The sequence below is a fragment of the Rhodococcus pyridinivorans genome (assembly GCF_900105195.1).
In the GTDB taxonomy this organism is placed as follows: Bacteria; Actinomycetota; Actinomycetes; order Mycobacteriales; family Mycobacteriaceae; genus Rhodococcus; species Rhodococcus pyridinivorans.
Genome location: NZ_FNRX01000002.1, coordinates 1,225,098 through 1,246,359 on the forward strand (window position 1 = coordinate 1,225,098; position 21,262 = coordinate 1,246,359).

General features: G+C 67.4%; 23 protein-coding genes, 1 tRNA gene and 1 pseudogene. 12 read left to right on the forward strand and 13 right to left on the reverse strand.

Annotated elements, in window-relative coordinates:
* Positions 1–4: 4 nt before the first annotated feature.
* Positions 5–2,125: a thiamine pyrophosphate-dependent enzyme gene (locus tag BLV31_RS06415; protein WP_139192936.1), complete on the reverse strand. Its 2,121-nt coding sequence runs from the start codon at positions 2,123–2,125 to the stop codon at positions 5–7.
* 19 nt (positions 2,126–2,144) lie between these two features.
* Positions 2,145–2,387: pseudogene (locus BLV31_RS06420) on the reverse strand (cytochrome P450); the annotation flags it as partial.
* Between the two features lie 85 nt (positions 2,388–2,472).
* Here BLV31_RS06420 and BLV31_RS06425 point away from each other — a divergent pair.
* Genes BLV31_RS06425 through BLV31_RS06435 form a run of 3 tightly spaced genes read left to right on the forward strand, consistent with a single transcriptional unit; the run spans position 2,473 to position 4,183 of the window.
* On the forward strand, positions 2,473–3,372 hold the full coding sequence (locus BLV31_RS06425) for an alpha/beta fold hydrolase (RefSeq protein ID WP_064062072.1): 900 nt from the start codon (positions 2,473–2,475) through the stop codon (positions 3,370–3,372).
* A complete protein-coding gene (locus BLV31_RS06430) occupies positions 3,357–3,818 on the forward strand; it encodes a fluoride efflux transporter FluC (RefSeq protein WP_019290899.1) in 462 nt (153 codons plus the stop codon). The genes BLV31_RS06425 and BLV31_RS06430 overlap by 16 nt, the downstream gene beginning before the upstream one ends.
* On the forward strand, positions 3,815–4,183 hold the full coding sequence (locus tag BLV31_RS06435) for a fluoride efflux transporter FluC (protein WP_064062071.1): 369 nt from the start codon (positions 3,815–3,817) through the stop codon (positions 4,181–4,183). The genes BLV31_RS06430 and BLV31_RS06435 overlap by 4 nt, the downstream gene beginning before the upstream one ends.
* Here BLV31_RS06435 and aroD read toward each other — a convergent pair whose 3' ends face one another.
* The 3 genes from aroD to BLV31_RS06450 form a co-directional block, all read right to left on the reverse strand.
* Entirely contained in the window at positions 4,184–4,954 is a 771-nt protein-coding gene (aroD, locus tag BLV31_RS06440) for a type I 3-dehydroquinate dehydratase (protein WP_064062070.1), read from the reverse strand. It abuts the gene before it with no gap.
* Positions 4,955–4,995: 41 nt separating this feature from the next.
* Positions 4,996–6,648 carry an MDR family MFS transporter gene (locus BLV31_RS06445; RefSeq protein ID WP_064062069.1) on the reverse strand — a complete coding sequence of 551 codons (1,653 nt, stop codon included), beginning with the start codon at positions 6,646–6,648 and terminating at the stop codon, positions 4,996–4,998.
* 117 nt (positions 6,649–6,765) lie between these two features.
* On the reverse strand, positions 6,766–7,089 hold the full coding sequence (locus tag BLV31_RS06450; protein WP_064062075.1) for a hypothetical protein: 324 nt from the start codon (positions 7,087–7,089) through the stop codon (positions 6,766–6,768).
* A 110-nt stretch (positions 7,090–7,199) separates the two neighbouring features.
* On the opposite strand from BLV31_RS06450, the gene BLV31_RS06455 reads away from it, so the two are divergent.
* A complete protein-coding gene (locus BLV31_RS06455) occupies positions 7,200–8,774 on the forward strand; it encodes an SGNH/GDSL hydrolase family protein (RefSeq protein WP_064062068.1) in 1,575 nt (524 codons plus the stop codon).
* A 4-nt stretch (positions 8,775–8,778) separates the two neighbouring features.
* Here the strand turns inward: BLV31_RS06455 and BLV31_RS06460 are convergent, their stop codons facing one another.
* The gene (locus BLV31_RS06460) at positions 8,779–9,159 is read right to left on the reverse strand and encodes a hypothetical protein (protein ID WP_016696235.1); all 381 of its coding nucleotides are present in this window, start codon (positions 9,157–9,159) and stop codon (positions 8,779–8,781) included.
* 66 nt (positions 9,160–9,225) lie between these two features.
* Positions 9,226–12,537, reverse strand: coding sequence for a bifunctional proline dehydrogenase/L-glutamate gamma-semialdehyde dehydrogenase (locus BLV31_RS06465; RefSeq protein WP_072740555.1), 3,312 nt, complete (start codon positions 12,535–12,537; stop codon positions 9,226–9,228).
* A 180-nt stretch (positions 12,538–12,717) separates the two neighbouring features.
* Between BLV31_RS06465 and BLV31_RS06470 the strand changes: the two genes are divergently transcribed.
* Complete coding sequence (locus BLV31_RS06470; protein WP_006552648.1) at positions 12,718–13,503, forward strand: DUF1206 domain-containing protein; 786 nt, start codon at positions 12,718–12,720, stop codon at positions 13,501–13,503.
* A 3-nt stretch (positions 13,504–13,506) separates the two neighbouring features.
* Here BLV31_RS06470 and BLV31_RS06475 read toward each other — a convergent pair whose 3' ends face one another.
* Entirely contained in the window at positions 13,507–13,935 is a 429-nt protein-coding gene (locus BLV31_RS06475) for a hypothetical protein (RefSeq protein ID WP_006552647.1), read from the reverse strand.
* 237 nt (positions 13,936–14,172) lie between these two features.
* On the opposite strand from BLV31_RS06475, the gene BLV31_RS06480 reads away from it, so the two are divergent.
* Positions 14,173–14,679, forward strand: a complete 507-nt coding sequence (locus BLV31_RS06480) for a VOC family protein (RefSeq protein WP_006552646.1) — start codon at positions 14,173–14,175, stop codon at positions 14,677–14,679.
* 92 nt (positions 14,680–14,771) lie between these two features.
* On the opposite strand, the gene BLV31_RS06485 is transcribed toward BLV31_RS06480, so the two are convergent.
* Positions 14,772–15,194 (reverse strand): hypothetical protein, encoded by a 423-nt coding sequence (locus BLV31_RS06485; protein WP_064060409.1) that lies wholly within the window; start codon positions 15,192–15,194, stop codon positions 14,772–14,774.
* A 100-nt stretch (positions 15,195–15,294) separates the two neighbouring features.
* On the opposite strand from BLV31_RS06485, the gene BLV31_RS06490 reads away from it, so the two are divergent.
* On the forward strand, positions 15,295–15,537 hold the full coding sequence (locus BLV31_RS06490; RefSeq protein ID WP_006552644.1) for a DUF2630 family protein: 243 nt from the start codon (positions 15,295–15,297) through the stop codon (positions 15,535–15,537).
* A gap of 62 nt (positions 15,538–15,599) precedes the next feature.
* Here BLV31_RS06490 and BLV31_RS25695 read toward each other — a convergent pair whose 3' ends face one another.
* A complete protein-coding gene (locus tag BLV31_RS25695) occupies positions 15,600–15,728 on the reverse strand; it encodes an alpha/beta fold hydrolase (protein WP_255312757.1) in 129 nt (42 codons plus the stop codon).
* Positions 15,729–15,942: 214 nt separating this feature from the next.
* Between BLV31_RS25695 and ahpC the strand changes: the two genes are divergently transcribed.
* From ahpC to BLV31_RS06505, 3 genes are all read left to right on the forward strand, one after another.
* Positions 15,943–16,506 (forward strand): alkyl hydroperoxide reductase subunit C, encoded by a 564-nt coding sequence (gene ahpC, locus BLV31_RS06495; protein WP_006552642.1) that lies wholly within the window; start codon positions 15,943–15,945, stop codon positions 16,504–16,506.
* Between the two features lie 146 nt (positions 16,507–16,652).
* On the forward strand, positions 16,653–18,248 hold the full coding sequence (gene ahpF / locus BLV31_RS06500) for an alkyl hydroperoxide reductase subunit F (RefSeq protein ID WP_033096297.1): 1,596 nt from the start codon (positions 16,653–16,655) through the stop codon (positions 18,246–18,248).
* Between the two features lie 206 nt (positions 18,249–18,454).
* Complete coding sequence (locus tag BLV31_RS06505; RefSeq protein ID WP_064060410.1) at positions 18,455–19,342, forward strand: hypothetical protein; 888 nt, start codon at positions 18,455–18,457, stop codon at positions 19,340–19,342.
* 161 nt (positions 19,343–19,503) lie between these two features.
* Here the strand turns inward: BLV31_RS06505 and BLV31_RS06510 are convergent.
* From BLV31_RS06510 to BLV31_RS26070, 3 genes are all read right to left on the reverse strand, one after another.
* Positions 19,504–19,574: transfer RNA gene (locus tag BLV31_RS06510), tRNA-Gly, on the reverse strand.
* Positions 19,565–19,762 (reverse strand): hypothetical protein, encoded by a 198-nt coding sequence (locus BLV31_RS06515; RefSeq protein WP_024102017.1) that lies wholly within the window; start codon positions 19,760–19,762, stop codon positions 19,565–19,567. The genes BLV31_RS06510 and BLV31_RS06515 overlap by 10 nt, the downstream gene beginning before the upstream one ends.
* On the reverse strand, positions 19,759–19,956 hold the full coding sequence (locus BLV31_RS26070; RefSeq protein ID WP_367889050.1) for an oxygenase MpaB family protein: 198 nt from the start codon (positions 19,954–19,956) through the stop codon (positions 19,759–19,761). The genes BLV31_RS06515 and BLV31_RS26070 overlap by 4 nt, the downstream gene beginning before the upstream one ends.
* A 27-nt stretch (positions 19,957–19,983) precedes the next feature.
* Here BLV31_RS26070 and BLV31_RS06520 point away from each other — a divergent pair, with 27 nt between their 5' ends.
* Both BLV31_RS06520 and dcd read left to right on the forward strand, forming a co-directional pair.
* On the forward strand, positions 19,984–20,619 hold the full coding sequence (locus tag BLV31_RS06520; protein ID WP_006552639.1) for a TetR/AcrR family transcriptional regulator: 636 nt from the start codon (positions 19,984–19,986) through the stop codon (positions 20,617–20,619).
* Positions 20,620–20,653: 34 nt separating this feature from the next.
* Positions 20,654–21,244 (forward strand): dCTP deaminase, encoded by a 591-nt coding sequence (dcd, locus tag BLV31_RS06525; RefSeq protein WP_016696219.1) that lies wholly within the window; start codon positions 20,654–20,656, stop codon positions 21,242–21,244.
* Positions 21,245–21,262 lie beyond the last annotated feature (18 nt).

The window sequence follows — 21,262 nt, forward strand, 5'->3', positions numbered from 1 at the left end:
CTGATCACGCCTCCAGCAGGGCCCGCGCGATGTCGTCCTCCGACATCAGTACGTGCGCCGCGGCCGGCCCGAGGGGCACGTAGCTGTCGTGGGAGGTGACCCGCGTGATCCGGCCCTGCCACGCATCGTCGACGAGCGTCGCGACGACCGATTCCGCGACACCTCCGCTGCGGCGCGTCTCGTCGACCACCACCACGCGCTCGAAGCGGCGGACGTGTTCGAGCAGCGCGGTCGTCGGCAGCGGCGACAACCACTGCAGGTCGAGGACGGTTGCCGCGACTCCCGCGCGACGGACGGCACGCAGACTCATCGGCACCCCGTTCCCGAAAGTCACCACCAGCACGTCGCGCCCGTCGCCGTAGACGCACACCGATCCCGGTGGAAGCCCGGCGGTGTCGGGGATCTGCTGCCACAGTCCGTCGCCCTCGTCGTAGAGGTCGCGCCGGTGGTACAGCGCGATCGGTTCCAGGTAGACGCACACCCGGCCCTCCTGACGAGCCAGCTCGACGCACGTGCGCAGCAGGGCGCCGGCCGTGGCGGGTGAACTCGGCACGGCCAGCACGAGACCGGGGATGTCGCGCAGCACGGCGACGGAATCGTCGTTGTGGAAGTGCCCGCCGAAGCCGCGCTGGTAGGGCAGGCCAGCGATGCGCACGACCATCGGATTGCGGTACCGCCCGTCGGAGAAGAACGCCAGACTCGCCGCCTCCCCGCGCAACTGGTCCTCGGCGTTGTGCAGGTAAGCCAGGTACTGGATCTCCGGGATCGGCAGCATGCCCGCGACGGCGAAGCCCAGCGCGGTGCCGAGGATCGTCTGCTCGTCGAGCAGGGTGTCGAACACGCGCAGGCGCCCGAAGCGCTCCTGCAGCCCTCGGGTGACGCCGTAGACCCCGCCTTTGAGGCCGACGTCCTCGCCGAACACGCAGGCGTGGGGATCCTCCTCGAGGAGCTGTCCGAGCGTGCGGGTGACGGCCCGGGCGAGCGTGAGCGGTTCACCGGCAGGATGCGGATCGTCGTCGACGAGCACGAGCCCGGATTCGAGCGGGCGCATCACGTCGGCGGCGGTCGCCAGTCGCGGCGGCCGGGTCAGTGAGTCCGCGACGGAGCCGACCTCGGCCCGTATCCGCTCGTACCGGTCGAGAACCCCTGCCGCATCGAGCATTCCGCGTGCGACGAGTTCACGGGCCGTACCCACCAGTGGGTCCCGCTCGTGGTCCGCGGCAAGATCCGACGGGCTGCGGTAGGCCGACTCGACGTCGGAACCGGCATGGCCGAGGAAACGCACTGCCCGCACGTGCAACAGGACCGGAGCCCGGGTCGTGCGCACCGTCTCCACGGCATCGGTTGCGGCAGCGAGCATCTCCACCGCATCGTCGCCGTCCACCGACCGGTACTCGATCCCCGGATACGACGACAGCGACCGCTCGAGCCAGCCGGGCGGGGTGGGCACACTGATGCCGAGTCCGTTGTCCTCACACACCAGCAGCAACGGCAACGGCAACCCGCGGTGCCGGCAGTAGGCGGCCGCGTTCAGGGCGCCGACGGCCGTCGAATGGTTCGCCGAGGCATCACCGAAACTGCACACCACCACCGAATCCCACGGCCACGCCGCGTCGAGCCCGAGTCGCTGCATCCGCGGTAGCGCGAGGGCGAGACCGACGGCCCGCGGCATGTGCGAGGCGATGGTCGACGTCTGCGGCAGGATGTTCAGGCCGGCGTTGCCGAACACCTTGTGCCGGCCCGCCGAGATCGGATCGAGCGTGGACGCCGCACATCCGGCGAGCACGTCGCGGATCGGGGTGCTGTCCTCGACGAGCGACGCGCGAGCCGCGTAGAAACCGCCCGAACGGTAGTGCAGCGGAGCGGGATCCGTCACCCGCGTGCACAGGCCCAGCGCGGCGTTCGATTCGTGGCCCGCCGATGCGATGGTGTAGAAGCCTTCGCCGCGTCCCTGCAGGGTGCGGGCCGCGACATCGAGGTGCCGCGACTGCACCTGGGCGTCGAAGTACCGCGCCAACAGGTCGTCGTCGACCTGCCGGTCGACCGGACGCGTCGGCGGTGCGTGCCCGGGCAGAGCGCGCACCGCGGTGACGAAACGTTCGTCGAGTTCGTCGGCGGCGGTCACTCCTTCTTTCTACGCCCGATCACCTCGGAAGGAGGTGGATCGGCCCCCCGTCGTTCGGGAACGGCAACGACGTGAAGTTCATCGGCGCGACGTAGTCGGCCGGCACGTGCCAGCGGAAACGCAACAGCAGATGGTGCAGCACCGTCTTGATCTCCGCTCCCGAGAAATGCATGCCCAGGCACCGATGCGCGCCACCGCCGAAGGGCGCCCACGCGTACTTGTGTACCTTGTCCTCGCGGCGCTCCGGCGAGAACCGCTCGGGAAGCGTGCATCACATCTCGGTTGCGTCGATTCGTGCCACGGGACGGTCGCTGGTCGGGCGTGCGGGTGCGTGCCATGCTGGCGCCATGGACGTCGAACGCCCCAAGCTCGAAGGCACCGTCGCGGTCGGGGAGGGCCGCCGGCTCGGTTTCGCCGAGTTCGGGTCGGCCCAGGGCCGCGCGGTGTTCTGGCTGCACGGCACGCCGGGTGCGCGCCGCCAGGTTCCCATCGAGGCCCGCGCCTTCGCCGAACGGAACCACATCCGCCTCATCGGGATCGACCGCCCGGGGATCGGCTCGTCTACACCGCATATCTACGAGAACGTCCTCGCGTTCAGCGACGACCTGCGCATCGTCGCCGACACCCTCGGGGTCGACCGCATGGCCCTCGTCGGACTGTCCGGCGGCGGCCCCTACACCCTCGCCGCGGCCTATGCACTGCGCGAACGGGTCGTCGCGGCTGCGGTCCTCGGCGGTGTGGCACCGGTCGTCGGTCCCGAGTCGATCGACAGCAACCTGATGAAGCTGGGCGCCTTCGTCGCGCCGGCACTGCAGACCGCGGGCGTCCCCATCGGCGTGGCGATGAGCGCGGCGATCCGCGTGGTGCGCCCGTTCGCGTCGCCGATCATCGACCTGTACGGACGGTTCTCACCCGAGCCCGACCGCCGCCTCCTCGCCCGTCCCGAGTTCAAGACGATGTTCCTCGACGACCTGCTCAACGGCAGCCGACGTCAGATCTCCGCGCCGTTCGCCGACATCGTCGTATTCACCCGCGACTGGGGTTTCCGCGTCTCCGACGTGAAGGTGCCCGTGCGGTGGTGGCACGGCGACACCGACCACATCATCCCGATCGAACACGGCCTGCACATGGTGGACCTGCTGCCCGACGCCCAGTTCCACCACCTGCCCGGCGAGAGTCATCTCGGGGGTCTCGGTGCGTCGGAGGAGATCCTCACTACGGTTCTGAAGTTGTGGGACCAGGACTGACCGAGGGCGAACGCCCGCTGCCGAGAGCGCTGCACCTGCGACCGTCGGCGCTGGCGGCGGTCGCCGTGGGCGGTCTGCTCGGGACGAGTGCCCGCTACGGCCTCGGCCGGTGGTTCCCCGTCGAGTCCGGGGGCTGGCCGGTCACGACCTTCGCGATCAACGTCCTCGGTGCGCTGCTGCTCGGATTCCTGCTCGAGGCACTGATCCGCATCGGTCCCGACACCTCCTGGCGTCAGGTGGTCCGGCTCGGGGTGGGCACCGGTGCGCTGGGCTCGTTCACCACCTACAGCGCGCTCGCGGTCGACACCGACCTGCTGCTGCGCGACGGTGAACTCGTCGCCGCGGCAACCTATGCGCTCGGCACGGTGCTCGTCGGCCTTCTCGCGACCGGCATCGGTGTCGCGCTGGGCGCGTGGTTCGGGAGTCGCCGAGCGGCACGGCGATGATCGCGGTGTGGGTGGCGCTGGCCGGCAGCGCCGGTGCGGTGACGCGGTTCGTCGTCGACAGCGCGCTGCGTGCCCGTTCCGGGTCGTCCCTGCCGTGGCCGACGGTGCTGATCAACGTCACCGGATCGCTGCTGCTGGGGCTGCTGGCCGGTGCGGTGCTGCTCCACGACGCCCCGACGACGATGCTCACGATCGCGGGAGTCGGTTTCTGTGGCGGCTACACGACCTTCAGCACGACCAGCGTCGACTCCGTCCGCCTGATCGTGGCGCGCCGCTACGGTGCCGCCTGCGCGATCGCGCTGGGCACCCTGGCGACCACGCTCATCGCGGCGGCCGCCGGACTCGCTCTCGCCGCCGTGTGGTGATCAGCGAGCGCGGTCGATGAGGCCGAGCACCGAGCGCAGTTCGTCGGCGTCGACCTGCCCGGGTGCCGAGGCGGTGCCGACCATCCCGAACGTCGCCGCCGATCCGAAGACCTGCCCGGCGATCCGCGACACCACGCCGAGGCCGCCCATCGACATGGTGATCAACGGTCGGTCGGCGTGGTCCTCGTGCATGGTGCGGGTCGCGTCGAGCAGGGTGAGCACGTCGGCCGTCGACTGCGGCATGACGGCGATCTTGCAGATGTCGGCGCCGAGTTCCTGCATCTCGCGTAGCCGCGCGACGATCTCGTCCTTCGGCGGAGTGGCGTCGAAGTCGTGGTTCGACGCCACCACCGCAACACCGCAGGCGTGGGCCGCCGCGACGATCCGCTCGACGGCGGCACGGTCGCGGCGGTACTCGACGTCCACCAGATCCACCGCGCCGCTCTCGGCGAGTGCGACCGTCAGATCGGCGTACGCCTCGTCGTCGATCGCGATCTCGCCGCCCTCGTCGGCGGTGCGGCAGGTCGCGAGCAGGGGAGTGCCCTGCAACTGCTCGGACAACGAGCCGGCCTGCGCGACCACCGAGGCGACGTCGTCGACGGTGTGGAAGAAGTCCACGCGCCATTCGACGACGTCGGCCCGCTCGGCGACGGCCGCGATCTGTTCGCGCAGCGCCTCGGGGGTGCGGCCGGTGACGGGGACGAGGATCGTGGGTGCGCCTTCACCGATCACCACGTCCTTGACGCGAACCGGTGTGATCGTTCGTCCCACGTGCCGTCTCCGTTCCCTCGTCCGATGATCGGCCTATTCGATCACGACCGCTTCGAACCGCTGTCCGCAGTGTCCGCACCGGCCTCGGTCCCCTCGACGACCACGACGGCGTCGTCCTTCGCCGCCTTCGCCGCCTTCGACGGGTCGGCGATCGCCTCGCCACGCGCGACCATGAGTGCTTCGTCGGAGAGCGGGATCTCCTTGATGAAGCACGCCAGGACGAATGCGATGAGCAGGAACGGGATGAGGTACCAGAACACCGGCGCCAGCGAGTCGGCGTAGGCGTCGACGATGCCTTCGCGGACGGGATCGGGCAGCAGCTTCATCGCCGCCGGATCGACGGTCGCGGTGGCCTGGCCGGCCTGCTCCGGTGTCGCACCGGCCGCGGTGAAGACCTCGACGAGCTTCTCCGCCAGGCGGTTGGTGAAGATGGTGCCGAAGATCGCGACACCGAGCGCCGCACCGACCTCACGGAAGTAGTTGTTCGAGCTCGTCGCGGTGCCGATCTCGTCGGCGGGCACCGCGTTCTGCACGATCAGGATGACGACCTGCATGATCAGGCCGAGACCCAGACCGAAGACGAACAGCATCGAGCAGATCACCCACAGCGGGGTGTCGCCCTCGAGGGTGGTCAGCCACAGCATGCCCGCCGCGGTGATGAGCGAACCGACGATCGGATAGATCTTGTAGCGCTGGGTCTTGGTGATGGCCAGACCCGAGCCGATCGAGGTGATCATCAGACCGGCCATCATCGGCAGCAGCAACAGACCCGAGACCGCGGCCGAGGTGCCCGACGACATCTGCAGGAAGGTCGGCATGAACGCGATCGCCGAGAACATGCCGAGGCCGAGGACGAAACCGATGGCCGTGGCGTTGACGAAGATCGAGTTGCGGAACAGCGACAGCGGGATGATCGGATCCTGCGCCCGCGACTCGACGAGCACGAACAGGCACACGAACACCACGAGTCCGGCGCCGAACATCCACGTGAGCGGAGCGGTCCAGCCGCGATCGGCGTCGCCACCGAAATCCGTGAAGAAGATCAGGCAGGTCGTGGCGAGGGAGAGCGTGAGCACGCCGAGGATGTCGATCCGCTTCGTCGGCTTCTTCACCGGCAGGCGCAGCGCGAACCAGGTGATGACGAACGCGATGATGCCGACCGGCACGTTGATGTAGAAGCACCACTCCCACGTCAAGTGGTCGACGAAGAAGCCGCCGATCAGCGGGCCACCGACGGCCGACAGACCGAAGATCGCGCCGAGCGGGCCCATGTACTTACCGCGTTCGCTCGCGGGCACGATGTCGGCGATGATCGCCTGCGACAGGATCATCAGACCGCCACCCCCGAAGCCCTGGATCGCGCGGAAGACCACGAAGGTCCAGAAGTCGTCGGTCATCGAGCACGCCGCGGAGGCGAGGGTGAACACGCCGATCGCGATGAGGAACAGGTACCGGCGCCCGAAGACGTCGCCGAACTTGCCGTAGATCGGCATCACGATGGTCACCGCGAGCAGGTAGGCGGTGGTGATCCACGCCTGGTGTTCGACGCCGCCGAGTTGCCCGACGATCGTGGGCATGGCAGTGGAGACGATCGTCTGGTCCAGGCTGGCGAGCATCATGCCCGCGATGAGCGCGGAGAAGATGATCCAGATCCGTCGCTGGGTGAGAACCAGAGGTTCCGAAGTGGTGGTCACGGTGTTCCTGTCGGAATAGGAATATCGAGCTGTCAGGCGAAGGTGGCCTGCACAGAGGTGAGGCGATCGGAAATTGTTGCACTCGGTAACTTCTGCTGCAAGGCAATTTCCTCCGGGTCACTCGAACCAGGACCGCACGGGCGGTTTGACCCACATGATCTTCTCGTCCTCGTCGATGCGGACCGCTGCCGGATGATCCGGGTGCTTCTGCGCCCACGCCGTCTTCTCGTCCATCAATCTCGCGGCGAGTTCCCAGGTCTCCATCGTGCGCGGCGGATGCGCATCCGCGGCCCGCGCCAGCTTGCGTCGCGTCTCGTCGGTCATGGCGAGCAGTTCGGCTCCCGAGATGCCGCGGTTCCATGCATACCGGGCCAGGGTCACGGCCTTGTCCCGCCGGTTCTTCTCGGCGCGATCGGTGTGGGCGAAGTCGGCGTCGCTCATGCTCCGAAGGTACGCGCCGGCCCGGATCGGGTTCACCGTCGACGATCCCGGATCCGGCCACGACGGTGCTGCCGTCTGTCTACCCTCGATGAGGGGGCCGAGGAGGCGTGATGACGGCCGACGAGATCCCGGAGGGCACACCCGACACGGTCGTGGCCCGTGCCGCCCGGCCGCCGCGGGTGCCGGTGTTCGACCCGACCCTCGGCATCGACGTTCCCCGGTCCTTCCGCGGCACACCGCCACACCGATTGGTGGCGCTCGGCGACTCCCTGCTGCAGGGCTTCCAGAGCGGCGCGATCTACAACACCGACGTCTCCGTCCCGGCGATCGTCGCCCACGAGCTCGGCGCCGATCTCCGATACCCGCGCTTCGGTGGACCGGGCGGACTGCCGTTGAACGTCGAAGTGCTGTTGCGCCGGATCGAGGAGCGGCACGGATCGACGCTGCAACCGTGGGAGCTGCCGACGGCGCTGTTCACGGCGCGCGGCTTCATGGACGAGGTCGAGGACTACTGGGAACGCGGACCCGGCGCGACACCACCGCTCGTCGGATATCTCCACAACCTGTCGTGTTTCGGCTGGGATCTGCGCGACGCGCTGCAGAAGACCGCCCGCGTCTGCGCCGAACGCATCGCAACACCCCGCGACGATCTCGTGCGGCAACTCGTCGAGAACAACGGGGAGCGGGCGGCGCTGTACGTCTATCCGAACACCGACGACCGGCGCCGCGAGATGACACTGTTCGACGTCGCGGCCGAACTCGGTGCCGAGCACGACGGCGACACCGAGGCGGGCATCGAGACACTCGTCGTCTTCCTCGGTTCGAACAACGCGCTGCAGACCGTCACCGAATTGCAGGTCGTGTGGAGCGGCGACGACTTCCGCGACCTCGACGCGAAACAGGCCTACACGATCTGGCGGCCCGAACATTTCGACAGCGAGTTCGCGGCGGTCGTCGCGAAGCTCCGCGACATCGACGCGCGGCACGTGGTGCTGTGCACCGTCCCGCACGTCACCATCGCCCCGATCGCCCGGGGGATCGGGACGAAGAACGGCTCGCCGTACTTCCCCTACTACACCCGGCCGTGGGTGGACGCGCGCCGCTTCGATGCGAGCCGCGACGAACACATCACCGGTGCGCAGGCCCGCATGGTCGACGCCGCGATCGACCTGTTCGACGAGACGATCACCGAAGCGGTCGCCGACGCGCGACGTGCCGGACTGGACTGGTATCTGCTCGACACCGCGGGCATCCTCGACCGCCTGGCCGCGCGCCGCTACGTCGACGACCTCGATGCGCGACCCGCGTGGTGGCAGCCGTACCCGCTACCGCCGACGCTCGCCGCGCTCGACCCGGTACCGGACACGCGTTTCCTGTCGGCCGACGGTCACGGCGGTCGCGACAGCGGGGGATTGTTCTCCCTCGACGGTGTGCACCCGACGACGGTCGCCTACGGGATCCTCGCCCAGGAGATCATCGACGTGATGGTGCGTGCCGGCGTCGAATTCCGGTCGCCGAACGGAACGGTGCGAAACGGTCCTGTCGCCGTGGATTTCGATCGTCTGCTCCGGCACGACACCCTTGTGCGTACGCCACCGCAGAACATCGATTCGACGCTGTCGATCCTGGGGTGGGTCGACGAGGTGCTCGACGTGTTCCGGGTGCAGTTGCGTTTCGGTCTGTGAGGGATCAGGTCAGGTTGATGACGTGAGCGTGTGTCGCCACGGCGTCCTGCATCTTCTTCCGCGACAGCGAGCGCGGACCGCACGCGCATCCCGACGGAATGGCGTCGTCCTCGAACTGCGTCACCTCCAGGGTGTCCACATACTCCGAATTGAGTGATGTGCCGTTGTGCGGTGTCGCTTCGCGGTCGCGGTTGCCGCGGCCGCCGGGACCGCTGCGGGAGACCACGACCTGACCCTCGGTGGTGTTGTACACCGCCGCTACGGTATGGCCCTTGGGACAACGAACCTTGAGGACGGCCTTCTCGGTGCGCTGGGGTCCGAGTTCCTTCACTGCGGCGAGTGCGAGCTTGCGACGTTCGGTAGGGGGTGTCGTGGCGATATCCATTTTCCTATTCCACCTCACAGTGTCGGGGTTCACAGGGCTTCGGCAGAACCGCTTCGGGGTTTGTTTTCAGATGATCTCGTCGGTGAGCCGGTGTGGTGTGCCGAATCGATGAGCGGTGATCGTGACGGACTGTTCGGCCAGGAACGGCAGCATTTCGATTCGTCCGGATCCGGTCACCGGATGGTCGAACACCGCGATGTCGCATCGGGTGTTCCATTCGGCGGGCGGCGCTGCGCCGATCAGGCGGACACGAGCCGGGGTCGTGTCGACGATCCGTTCCTCCCATTCCACATCACTCTCCACGCGCACGCGACCGCCGAAACGTGCTGTATTCGAGCATCTTACGAGATCGACGGCGAAAGCCGAAGAGATTTCCACCGGCGCGCCCGCCCGGGCCGCGGCACCGAGCACGCGCACGAGTTCGTCGGGCCGCCCGGCCTCACCGAGGCGTACGTGTGTGCGAACGGGCCGGTACCGGAACAGGTTCCGCTCTGCCGAGAGTCCCGTGATATCTTGTGCCACAGCGAATTCCGACGTCCATGCTCGCTCGTCGTCCTCGAACGCCCGGCGCAGCGTGTCCTCGTCCCAGGCGCACGGTTCCCAGGAACCGAAGCCGAAGAGATAGTTCGGCCCGCCCGCCTTGAAGCCTGCTCCCACCGACGACTTCTTCCAACCCCCGAAGGGTTGCCGTCGCACGATGGCACCGGTGATACCGCGATTGACGTACACATTCCCGGCCTGCACCCGATCGAGCCAGCGGGCGATCTCGTCCGAATCCAGCGAGTGCAGACCCGCCGTGAGCCCGTAGTCCACCTCGTTCTGGATCGCGATCGCCTCGTCCAGATCGGCCGCGGTCATCGCCCCCAGCACCGGACCGAAGAACTCGACGAGATGCGTGCGCGACCCGCGTCGCACCCCGGTGCGCACACCGGGCGTCCACAGCCGGCCCTCCTCGTCGAGCCGGCGCGGTTCGACGAGCCACGACTCGCCGTCGTCGAGTTCGGTGAGCGCGGTGAGCAGTTTGCCCTGCGCCGGTTCGATCAACGGCCCCATGCGTGTTCGCGGATCGTGCGCAGGCCCGACCGGCAGTGACCGCACCGCGTCGACGAGCTGGTCGCGGAACCGGCGGGAGGTCGCCACGGAGCCGACGAGGATCACGAGCGACGACGCCGAGCACTTCTGCCCGGCATGCCCGAACGCCGACTGCGCGATGTCGCGCACCGCCAGATCCGGATCGGCGCTCGGCGTCACGACGATCGCGTTCTTGCCGCTCGTCTCGGCGAGCAGTCGCATCCCCGGACGCAGCGAACGGAAGAGTTCGGCGGTCTCGTAGGCACCGGTGAGCACCACCCGGTCGACGCGCGGGGCGGAGACGAGCTTCGTGCCCAGCGACCGTTCGTCGGCGTGGACGAGGTGCAGGACGTCGCGGGGCACGCCGGCATCCCACATCGCCTCGGCGAGCACCGACCCGCACCGAGCCGTGAGCGTCGCGGGCTTGAGGACCACCGCCGAACCGGACGCCAACGCCCCGAGCGTCGACCCCGCCGGGATCGCGACCGGGAAGTTCCACGGCGGCGTCACGACGGTGAGGGTCGACGGCACGAACCGCGCACCGTCGATCTCGTCGAGCGCGCGGGCCCGCTCGGCGTAGTACCGCGCGAAGTCGATCGCTTCCGAGACCTCCGGATCGGACTGGTCGAGCGTCTTACCGCCCTCGGCCGCCATCACCTCGAGCAGATCGGCGCGCCGCGCCTCGAGCACATCGGCCACCTGTTCGAGGATCCGTGCGCGTTCGGCACCGCTGCGGGCACCCCAGACACGACCGGCCGCGTTCGCGTCGACCAGCACGCGCTCGAGGTCGTCCTCGGAGGAGAGGGTGTGGGCGCGCACGGTGTCGATACCGAGTTTCGACGACGGCACCCGCTCGAGGATGCGGCGCCCCCACTCCCGGTTCTGCGGCAGGGACGGATCGGTGTCCGGTGTGTTCGTGAACACCGGCGGCGCAGGGGTGGGAGGACCCTGCCGGTTCTGCGTGCGGTTGGGGGAGGGGACGCTGTCGTCGAGCGCCGCCACCGACGCACGGAACCGCTGCTCCTCGCGTCCGAACAGGGCGGGATCGTCGGCCAGATCGAACACCGCCGACATGAAATTCTCCTGCCCCGAACCCTCGTCGAGCCGACGCACCAGATACGAGATCGCGACGTCGAACTCGTCGGGGCGGACGACGGGTGTGTAGAGCAACAGGCTGCCGACGTGTCGACGGATCACCTCGGCCTGGCTCTGCGCCATGCCGAGGAGCATCTCGAAGTCGATCCCGTTGCGCACCTGCCGGCGACCGGCGAGCTCCCACGCGTAGGCGATGTCGAAGAGATTGTGCCCGGCCACCCCGATCCGCACGTTCTCGATCCGCTCGGGCGTGAACGCGTAGTGCAGCAGCCGCTTGTAGTTCGTATCGGTCTCCTGCTTGGTGCTCCACGTCGCGAGCGGCCATCCGTGCAGCGACGCGTCGACCCGTTCCATCGGCAGGTTGGCGCCCTTGACCACCCGGATCTTGATCGCGGCGCCGCCGCCTGCGCGTCGCGCCGCCGCCCACCGCTGCAGTTCTATCATGGCGGTCAGGGCGTCGGGCAGATACGCCTGCAGCACGATTCCGGCCTCGAGATGGAGGAACTCGGGACGGTCGAGCAGCGTCGTGAACGCCGCGACCGTCACGTCCAGGTCGTGGTACTCCTCCATGTCGAGATTGACGAACTTCGGCGTCGGCGAGGTCGCGGCGAGACGGTACAGCGGGGTGAGCCGCTCGACGATGTCCGCGACGGTCTCGTCGAACGCCCATGGCGAGTGCGGCGCGACGGCCGCCGAGACCTTGAGCGAGACGTAGTCGACGTCGTCACGTGCCAGCAACGCATGGGTGCCCTCGAAACGGCGACGCGCCTCGGCCTCGCCGAGGACGGCTTCGCCCAGCAGGTTGAGGTTGAGCCGGATGCCGGGGCGTTGCAGTCGTGCGATGGCCCGGCCCAGCGCGGCATCGTCGGTGTCGACGACGAGGTGCCCGACCATCGTCCGGAGCGCGCGACGCGCGGCGGGGACGACGAGGTGCGGGAAGCGGGGACCGATCGCGCCGCCCGCCCGCACGGCCGCGCGGAGGTGGACGGGAAGGAAATCCGGTATGTTCCGCGACAATTCGGCAAGGGCATGCGCTGCGGTCGCCGGATCCTCGGGGCGGATGACCTCGTCGACGAAGCGCACGGTGAACTCGAGTCCGTGGGGATCCTTCAGAACGTCGGCGAGGTGGCGGGCCGCACGGTCGGGTGCGACCTTCGACGATTCCTCCACCCACCGGCGGGCCAGGGCGACAGCATCCTCGACGATCCGCACGATGCGCCTCCGATCGACGGCGTTTCGAACCTGACGCCAATCTACCCACCGGAGCCGGTTCGCGTTTGCGGTCCGCGGTGCCGGGAATACAGCGCGAAGGGGACAGTCCCGACCGATGAGGAGACGAGAGTGAACCGTCAGGCCCCCGCGTCACGTGGCGCGGCGTCATCCGCCGAGCGCATGGCGCAGAACGGTGTATTCGAGAAGTTCGCACGTGCCGGCTACGTCGGCAGTGGCATCGTGCACCTGCTCATCGGCTACCTCGCGATCAGGGTCGCGTTCGGTCGCGGCGAGCAGGAGGCGTCGCAGTCCGGTGCGATGGCGGAACTGGGCGAGCAGCCCGGCGGGAAGATCGCGTTGTGGATCGCCGTCGTCGTCTTCGTGATGATGGGCCTGTGGCGGTTCGCCGAGGCTACCTTCGGCAAGGCGTCCGAACCGGAACAACCCGACGCCGACATGAAGGACAAAGCGTTCGACCGGTTCAAGGCCGCCTGCGTCGGTGTCGTCTATCTCGCCTTCGCGTACACCGCGTTCGGGTTCGCCCGCGGCAGCGGCAAGTCCAGTGGTGAACAGAACGCGGGTCTGACGGCGAAGCTGCTGCAGTCCGGTGCCGGCAAGTTCGTCCTCGTCGTCGCGGGACTCGTCATCCTCGGTGTGGGCGCCTACCACGTCTACAAGGGCGCGTCGAAGAACTTCGTCGACGATCTGAAGAGCCACCCGAGCACGTTCGTGAAACGTCTCGGGCTTGTCGGTTACGTCGCGAAGGGTCTCGCGCTCGGTCTCGTCGGTGTTCTGGTGATCGTCGCGGTCTTCCAGGCCGACCCGCAGAAGGCAGCGGGCCTCGACGGTGCTCTGAAGACGTTGGGCTCGCAGCCTTTCGGTACGGTGCTGCTCGTTCTCATGGGCCTCGGCATCGCGGTCTACGGCCTCTACAGCTTCGTCATGGCCCGCGACGCGAAGATGTGACGCTCAGTCGTCTGCGTCGTCGAACCAGAACGACTCGGTCGCGACGTAGTGGAGGGTCGGTGGGCCGGGCAACTCGAACTCGATCGCGCCCACCGGCCGCAGCTCCCCGTCGTTGTCTTCGCAACTGGCGGTCGCGATGTTGAGTCCTGCGGCGATCCCGGTGAACTCGAGGGTCTGGTAGTTCGCTCCGAAGATCTCCGCGATTCCGGACTCGCCGGTGCCGAGCGCCGCGACGCAGATGAAGGGGTGGTCCTCGTCCGGGGGGGACGTGTACATCAGCTTCACCAGCACGGTGTCTCCGCGGGTGCTGACCGTCCACAATCCTCGGGTGTCCGTATCCGCCGCTGCGCTCGCGGCAGGTGCGAAACCGGCGAGCAGTGCGAGCGGTGCGAGCAACGAGACCGTCGCACGCAGGGTCCTGCGATGGTTCATGGGATCTCCTCGGAACCGCGGTGAGTCCCCGACATATTCATCGTCCGCACTCGACATCCGGGGGAACGGGCGAATCGGATGTTTGTGAAGAAGACGTGACGGCGACGAGATCGTCGTACCCGGTCCGTGACTCCCCGGGTCACGAAGAGCTACCGCCTCGACCCAACTAGTTGACAACGCAACTAGTTGGGATCATCCTGGTTGAGAAAGCAACCACATCGGAAAGAAGGTGGATCGATGATCGCCGACGAGCAGCAGCGCTACGAAGAATTCGAGCGTCGGCGTGCACTCATCCGCGACGCACACCTGAAGCCTGCCGACGCGCGCCCGCAGTCGTCGGCGCGGGGGCTGCACCACACTGCGCTGATCAGCAGCGACGTCGAACGGACCGTGCGCTTCTACCAGGATCTCCTCGAGTTCCCGCTGACGGAGCTGATCGAGAACCGCGACTATCCCGGCTCCTCGCACTTCTTCTTCGACATCGGCAACGGCAATCTGCTGGCTTTCTTCGACTTCCCCGGTCTCGACGTCGGCCCCTATCAGGAGGTCTTCGGCGGTCTGCACCACATCGCGATCAGCGTCGCCCTTCCCGCCTGGGAGCGCTTGCGCGACAAGCTGATCGACGCAGGTGTCGAGCTCGTCGAACACAGCGACGTCTCGTTGTACTTCCGCGACCCAGACGGAGCCCGCCTCGAACTCATCGCCGACCCGCTCGGCGAGATGTACGGCTCGAAGGTGCTCTAGCGCGAAGCTCTAGCACGGGGTAAGGGGAGGTTGTGTGCGTGTCCGTCTACCGGACACGCACACAACCTCCCCTTCGTCTGTTCGCCGAACTCCTACTCGACGATCGGGAAGATCGACTCCCCGTCCTCGGGGGCGCCGCTGATCTGGCCGCGGTCGACACGCGAATCCTGCACGATCACCCCGTCGACCTCGTCGGCGAGTTTCGAGTCCTCGGGGGGGCCGGTGGTGGCGTCGTCGATCACCTCGTCGACGTCCTCGGTGAGCTCGTCCTCCGGTGTCGCCGCGACAGGCTTGTCCAGCGGCTCGGCGGGTTCGACGTCGGGTTCCTCCTCGGCGAGGCGCTGGTCCAGCGACTCGCCTTCTTGCTCTTCACGCTGGGTCGTTCCGAACTTGTCGGCGCCGCTCCAGTCCTCGGGCGGGTCGACGACCTCGTCGCCGTCGTCGTTCCGCACTTCGTCGGCGTCGAGGCCTTCGCTGGGGCTGAGGGTGTCGCCGGGACCGTCTTCGATGCTCATGTCGAGGAGATACCCGGCCGGCCGGGTGCGAAACCGGCGGCGGTTTCACTCCTGCCGGATGAGGCTATGCCGACGGAACACCACATCGAGGGAGTTTCCCATGGACGAAAACGAACTCTTCCAGCACATCGAGAAGCTGGTGGACGAAGAGAAGACACTGCGCTCACGAACCGGCGCGGACGGTCCGAGCGACGAGGACCTGCAGCGGCTGGCCGCTGTCGAGAAGAGGCTCGACCAGTGCTGGGACCTGCTGCGGCAGCGTCGCGCGAAGGCCGAGTTCGGCGACGACCCGGACGACGCCCAGGCGCGGCCGGTCGACGAGGTCGAGTCCTACCGACAGTAGGGCGCCGACGGTGGGTCGACCGTTCTGCTTCGGCGACGAACTGTGGCCGGGTAGTTCGGCGTTCAGCACGTGAAGTGCTCGGCGAGGTGCGGGACGAGGGTGGAGAAGTCGTCCATCGTGGCGCCGATCCCGTGCAGGAGGGGTAGGGGTTCACCGGATCCGGTGCGGCGGTAGCTCGGTCGTGAGTGCATCGGTTCCATCTTTCCCTTCCGGACGGGCCGGAGTGCTCTGTCGCAAAGGCTGTGTGTTCTGTCACATTCGTGAGGAAGGAAAAGCAACGACCTGGCCGAATGCCGTGTTATAGCCCTTGCTTATCGAATTTCTAGAAACTATCGATTGGCACAATTAATAGTTCGCGGATAACGTCGAAGCCGTCAACCCCATCGAGACGAGTGAGGTTTCTACATGTCGCTGATCAACAAGAAGATCAAGCCCTTCAAGGCCGAGGCTTTCAAGGACGGCGCCTTCGTGACCGTGTCCGACGAGGACATCAAGGGCAAGTGGGCGATCTTCTTCTTCTACCCCGCAGACTTCACGTTCGTCTGCCCGACGGAGCTCGGCGACCTCGCGGACCACTACGAGGAGCTGCAGAAGCTCGGCGTCGAGGTCTTCTCCGTCTCGACCGACACGCACTTCACGCACAAGGCATGGCACGGCTCGTCCGAGACCATCGGCAAGATCAAGTACGCCATGATCGGTGACCCGACCCTGCAGATCAGCACCGACTTCGAGGTCCTCCGTGAGGACCAGGGCCTTGCCGATCGCGGCACCTTCCTGGTCGACCCGGACGGCGTCGTCCAGTTCACCGAGGTCACCGCTGAAGGCATCGGCCGCAACGCCGCCGAGCTCGTTCGCAAGGTCAAGGCTGCTCAGTACGTCCGCAGCCACCCGGGCGAGGTCTGCCCGGCCAAGTGGGAAGAGGGCGACGACACCCTCGCTCCGTCGCTGGAGCTCGTCGGCAAGATCTGATTCGTCGACGGAAATTCGTTCCGGTGGCACGGGATCGAACGTCCCGTGCCACCGGGCACCGTCCGGGTCCGCTCGGCTCGAGCTGAGAAGTTCGCCGACTCCCATCTCTTCCGGTCACAGTTCTTCCACCTCTGGAGTGAATCCTCATGCTCGACGCCTCCCTCGCCGCCCAGTTGAAGTCCCTTCTCGAAAAGGTCACCCAGCCGATCGAGCTCGTGTCGTCTCTCGACGACCGGCCGAAGTCGAAGGAACTCGCCGATCTCCTCGATCAGATCGCCGGCATGTCCGATCTGGTCACCCATGTGCGCGACGGTGAAGCCACCCGTCGCCCCTCCTTCCTGATCCGCCGGGTCGGCACCGACATCGCGGTCGAGTTCGCGGGCATCCCGCTCGGCCACGAGTTCACCTCCCTCGTGCTCGCCCTGCTGCAGGTCGGCGGCCACCCCTCGAAGGAGGCCGTGGAGCTGCTCGAGCAGGTGCGCGACCTCGAGGGCGACTTCCACTTCGAGACCTACTTCTCACTGTCGTGCCAGAACTGCCCCGACGTGGTGCAGGCCCTGAACGTGATGTGTGTGACCAACTCGCGCATCAAGCACACCGCGATCGAAGGCTCGCTCTTCCAGGACGAAGTCGACGCACGCCAGGTGATGGCAGTGCCGACCGTCTTCCTCAACGGTGAGCTGTTCGGCTCCGGACGCATGAACCTCGAGCAGATCGTCGGCAAGCTCGACAGCGGTTCCGCCGAGCGCACCGCCGCCGCGATCAGCGAGAAGGATCCCTTCGACGTCCTCGTCGTCGGTGGCGGCCCCGCCGGCGCGACTGCCGCGATCTACGCCTCCCGCAAGGGAATCCGCACCGGCGTTCTCGCCGAGCGCTTCGGTGGCCAGGTGCTCGACACCATGGCCATCGAGAACTTCTCCTCCGTCCCCTACACGGAGGGCCCGAAGTTCGCTGCCGAGCTCGAGAACCACGTCCGCCAGTACGACGTCGACATCATGAACGTCCAGAAGGCCTCGAAGCTCACCCCGGCCCCCACCGAGGGCGGCCTCGTCGAGGTCGAGCTCGAGAGCGGCGCCCGGTTGCTTTCGCGCAGCGTCGTTCTCGCGACCGGTGCCCGCTGGCGCGCGATGAACGTGCCGGGCGAGCAGGAGTACCGCAACAAGGGCGTCACCTACTGCCCGCACTGCGACGGCCCGCTGTTCAAGGGCAAGCGCGTCGCGGTCATCGGTGGCGGTAACTCCGGTGTGGAGGCCGCGATCGACCTCGCCGGCGTCGTCGCCCACGTGACCCTCATCGAGTTCGACTCGGTCCTGCGCGCCGACGAGGTGCTGCAGCGCAAGCTCCGCAGCCTGCCTAACGTCGACATCATTGTCAGCGCCCTCACCACCGAGGTCCTCGGCGACGGTTCGAAGGTCACCGGCCTGACCTACACCGACCGCACCACCGACGAGTCGCGCACCCTCGAGCTCGACGGCGTGTTCGTCCAGATCGGTCTGCTGCCGAACACCGAATGGCTCACCGGCACGGTCGAACTCAGCCCGCGCGGCGAGATCGTCGTCGACGACCACGGCCGCACCTCGGTGCCCGGCGTGTTCGCCGCCGGCGACTGCACGACCGTCCCGTACAAGCAGATCATCGTCTCCGCAGGTGCGGGTGCGACGGCCGCGCTCGGCGCGTTCGACCACCTCATCCGCACGAGCGCCCCGGCCCAGGCCGAGGAAGCGGTCGCCGCGACCGTCTAGGCGTCACTGCAGCCCTGTGGCCGTCACCCCTTCCGGGTGGCGGCCACGTTGCTTCCTCGGGGAGGTTGTTGTCGAAGATTCTGCGGAAATCGCCCATATCCTCCCCCAATTCACCCAGCACAGGCATTGACGCGCTCTTTACCCCGGCGCTTCACTGAAATGCGTACGTGTGTCCCCATCGCGACGGTGTCCCAGGAGGTCGACCTATGCGCAGCACACGGAAGTCCGAACGGCGGCGCAGACGCGAAGGACGCCTGTATCGCAGAGCCGCCACGGCGGTGGCGCTCATGGGACTGGTCGCCCTGTGGGTGAATCCCGCGGCGTCGGCGGACGAGTCCACGGGATTCTCGCTTCCCTTCTCCGGAGCACCGGCCTACGAGCATCTGGCGCCGACGCAGGTCACCGACCCGTCCCGGTTGCACGCTCCGCTCGGTCGGGAATGGGCCGAGGACATCGCCCGGCAGATCGGGCTGAAGCCGGAAGATGCGTTGTCCGAGCAGCAGGCCCGTGATTTCACCACCGGCGGGGGAGTGGGCGGCAGCAAGGAGGCCGCCGAGATCATCCAGGGTTCCATCGACATCCTCATCAATACGACCGGCCACCCCCTGTACTCCGACGTGAACGGTGTCTCCACCCCGACGGTGCTGGGCAGTTACGGCCTCTACGTGACGCCCGACGGGATGCTGCAGAGCCCGGCCAACGCGTCGGCGCCGACGAGGCAGGTGAACACGCTCATCGCGCCCGGCGGGTACGTCGACACCTGGCTGCGGAACAACGACGCGACGGACACGCTGGTGGCGCTGTACCGGTCGGCGTACCCGATCGAAGCGACCTTCGGTTTCGCGGCGCAACAGATATCCGGCGCCGCACAGCTGGTCACCAATACGAAGGGCGACGTCGTCTCGACCGTCGGCATGTCGATGGCGCCACCGCTGTGGATCGTGAACTTCGCTCTTATCTACGCCGTGAGCCCTTCCCTCGCAGCCGCGATGCCGGCCTACTGGGCTCCCATCCCGCCCGAGGTTGCCGAGGCCATCGAGGCGAGCCCCACGGGTCAGGTGCCCTACGCCGATTACGCGTCGTACCTCCAGTGAACTTCGGGGAGCCGCGCGTACCTCGAAGGCTGCGGGTAGGGATGTCGAGGCAGGTGTTGTTGTCGAAGAACGCGGGAAAATCGACAACAACGTCGGCCCCGATACGACGAACGCCCCGCATACGACGAAGCCCCGACCGTGTGGTCGGGGCTTCGTGTGAGAGCCGATGACGGGAATCGAACCCGCGTATTCAGCTTGGGAAGCTGATGTTCTACCATTGAACTACATCGGCACGCTGGGCTTTTGCCGATTCTCATCGACTCCGGCCCGAGCTTTCGGAGCAAACTGTAGCAGACTCTCCGGGTCGATCGCGGGACCCCTGGACCACACCGAGAGCCCGCAGACGCGGTCGAAGCGACGCTGGTCGCGCGGCGTCCACGGCAGCAGCATCTGCTCGAAAATCGTGTCGTCGATCTTCACCTTGTGGAGGTTGTCCTCCCAGTACTGCTTTCCGGGTCCATCGCGTTATATTCGGCCGGGCTCGACTCGGTGGAGCGCACCTGCGCGTGTGCCTTGTCGACGGGCGTCGTCATCGAATGTCCCGCATCGTCAGAAGTGACCACGACTGTCACCCAGATGCGCGCCGACGGTAAAGACCGGAGGTTGCGCGGCACGGAAGCGGACGCTGCGAAGATAGAGGCATGGCAACTGGACGGCTCTACGGTGGACGCGCAGGCGAGGAACGACAGGCCGATCGGCGAGCGCAGCTGATCGAGGCCGGTCTCGATCTCCTCGGAGCTGCCGACGGCGAAGCCACCCTGTCGGTGCGCGGTGTCTGCAAGCGCGCAAGTCTGGCCTCGCGCTACTTCTACGAGAGCTTCGCCGACCGCGACGAGCTCACCGGTGCCGTCTACGACCACGTCGTCCAGCGCATCGCCGAGAGCACGCTCGCCGCCGTGGCCTCGGCACCGGCCGACGACGACCGCGCGATCGTGCGGGCCTGCGTCGAGAACATCGTCCGCGAGATCGACGAGGACCCGCGGCTCGGCCGCATGCTGTTCTCCGTCAGCCAGGCCAACACGCAGCTCGCGAAGCGGCGCCTCGACTCGACCCGCATGTTCGCCGGGCTGGTCACCGCCCAGGCCGAGAACATCTACGCCATCACCCCGAGCCCCCGGCTCGACCTGGCGGCGCACTACGTCGTCGGCGGACTCGCCCAGGCGCTGACGGCCTGGCTCGACGGCACCGTGCCGCTGAGCCACGACGACGTCGTCGAGGAGTGCACCGAACTGCTGATCACGATGTCGGCCCAATTGCGACGCGACTCGGCCACGTAGAACCCCGCGGCCGCGCGATTGTTAACCTCTACGCGTGCTGCTCTCCGATCGCGACATCCGCGCCCAGATCGCCTCCGGGCATCTGGGCATCGACCCGTTCGATCCGGAGCTGGTGCAGCCCTCGAGTGTCGACGTCAAACTCGACAGCCTGTTCCGCGTCTTCAACAACACGCGTTACACGCACATCGACCCGGCGAAGCAGCAGGACGAACTGACGTCGCTGGTGCAGGTTCCCGAGGGTGAGCCGTTCGTGCTGCACCCCGGCGAGTTCGTGCTCGGGTCGACGATGGAGCGGTGCACCCTGCCGGCCGACCTCGCCGGTCGCCTCGAAGGCAAGTCGTCGCTGGGCCGGCTCGGTCTGCTCACGCACTCGACGGCCGGGTTCATCGACCCGGGTTTCGACGGGCACATCACCCTCGAGCTGTCCAATGTTGCTAACCTGCCGATCACGCTGTGGCCGGGCATGAAGATCGGTCAGCTGTGCCTGTTCCGGCTGACGAGCCCCGCCGAGCACCCGTACGGCAGCGCGAAGGTCGGGTCCAAGTACCAGGGCCAGCGCGGGCCTACGCCGTCGAAGGCGTACCTGAACTTCGTGCACAAGCATCCGGACGCGCGTCCCAGCTAGTTCGTCCTGCGCACGTCG

Bases quoted from the DNA above. Each gene is read 5' to 3' on its own strand.
- BLV31_RS06425 (WP_064062072.1), top strand. From the start codon at position 2,473: ATGGACGTCGAACGCCCCAAGCTCGAAGGCACCGTCGCGGTCGGGGAG.
- BLV31_RS06435 (WP_064062071.1), top strand. From the start codon at position 3,815: ATGATCGCGGTGTGGGTGGCGCTGGCCGGCAGCGCCGGTGCGGTGACG.
- BLV31_RS06450 (WP_064062075.1), bottom strand. From the start codon at position 7,089: ATGAGCGACGCCGACTTCGCCCACACCGATCGCGCCGAGAAGAACCGG.
- BLV31_RS06455 (WP_064062068.1), top strand. From the start codon at position 7,200: ATGACGGCCGACGAGATCCCGGAGGGCACACCCGACACGGTCGTGGCC.
- BLV31_RS06460 (WP_016696235.1), bottom strand. From the start codon at position 9,159: ATGGATATCGCCACGACACCCCCTACCGAACGTCGCAAGCTCGCACTC.
- BLV31_RS06470 (WP_006552648.1), top strand. From the start codon at position 12,718: ATGGCGCAGAACGGTGTATTCGAGAAGTTCGCACGTGCCGGCTACGTC.
- BLV31_RS06475 (WP_006552647.1), bottom strand. From the start codon at position 13,935: ATGAACCATCGCAGGACCCTGCGTGCGACGGTCTCGTTGCTCGCACCG.
- BLV31_RS06480 (WP_006552646.1), top strand. From the start codon at position 14,173: ATGATCGCCGACGAGCAGCAGCGCTACGAAGAATTCGAGCGTCGGCGT.
- BLV31_RS06485 (WP_064060409.1), bottom strand. From the start codon at position 15,194: ATGAGCATCGAAGACGGTCCCGGCGACACCCTCAGCCCCAGCGAAGGC.
- BLV31_RS06490 (WP_006552644.1), top strand. From the start codon at position 15,295: ATGGACGAAAACGAACTCTTCCAGCACATCGAGAAGCTGGTGGACGAA.
- BLV31_RS25695 (WP_255312757.1), bottom strand. From the start codon at position 15,728: ATGCACTCACGACCGAGCTACCGCCGCACCGGATCCGGTGAACCCCTA.
- ahpC (WP_006552642.1), top strand. From the start codon at position 15,943: ATGTCGCTGATCAACAAGAAGATCAAGCCCTTCAAGGCCGAGGCTTTC.
- ahpF (WP_033096297.1), top strand. From the start codon at position 16,653: ATGCTCGACGCCTCCCTCGCCGCCCAGTTGAAGTCCCTTCTCGAAAAG.
- BLV31_RS06505 (WP_064060410.1), top strand. From the start codon at position 18,455: ATGCGCAGCACACGGAAGTCCGAACGGCGGCGCAGACGCGAAGGACGC.
- BLV31_RS06520 (WP_006552639.1), top strand. From the start codon at position 19,984: ATGGCAACTGGACGGCTCTACGGTGGACGCGCAGGCGAGGAACGACAG.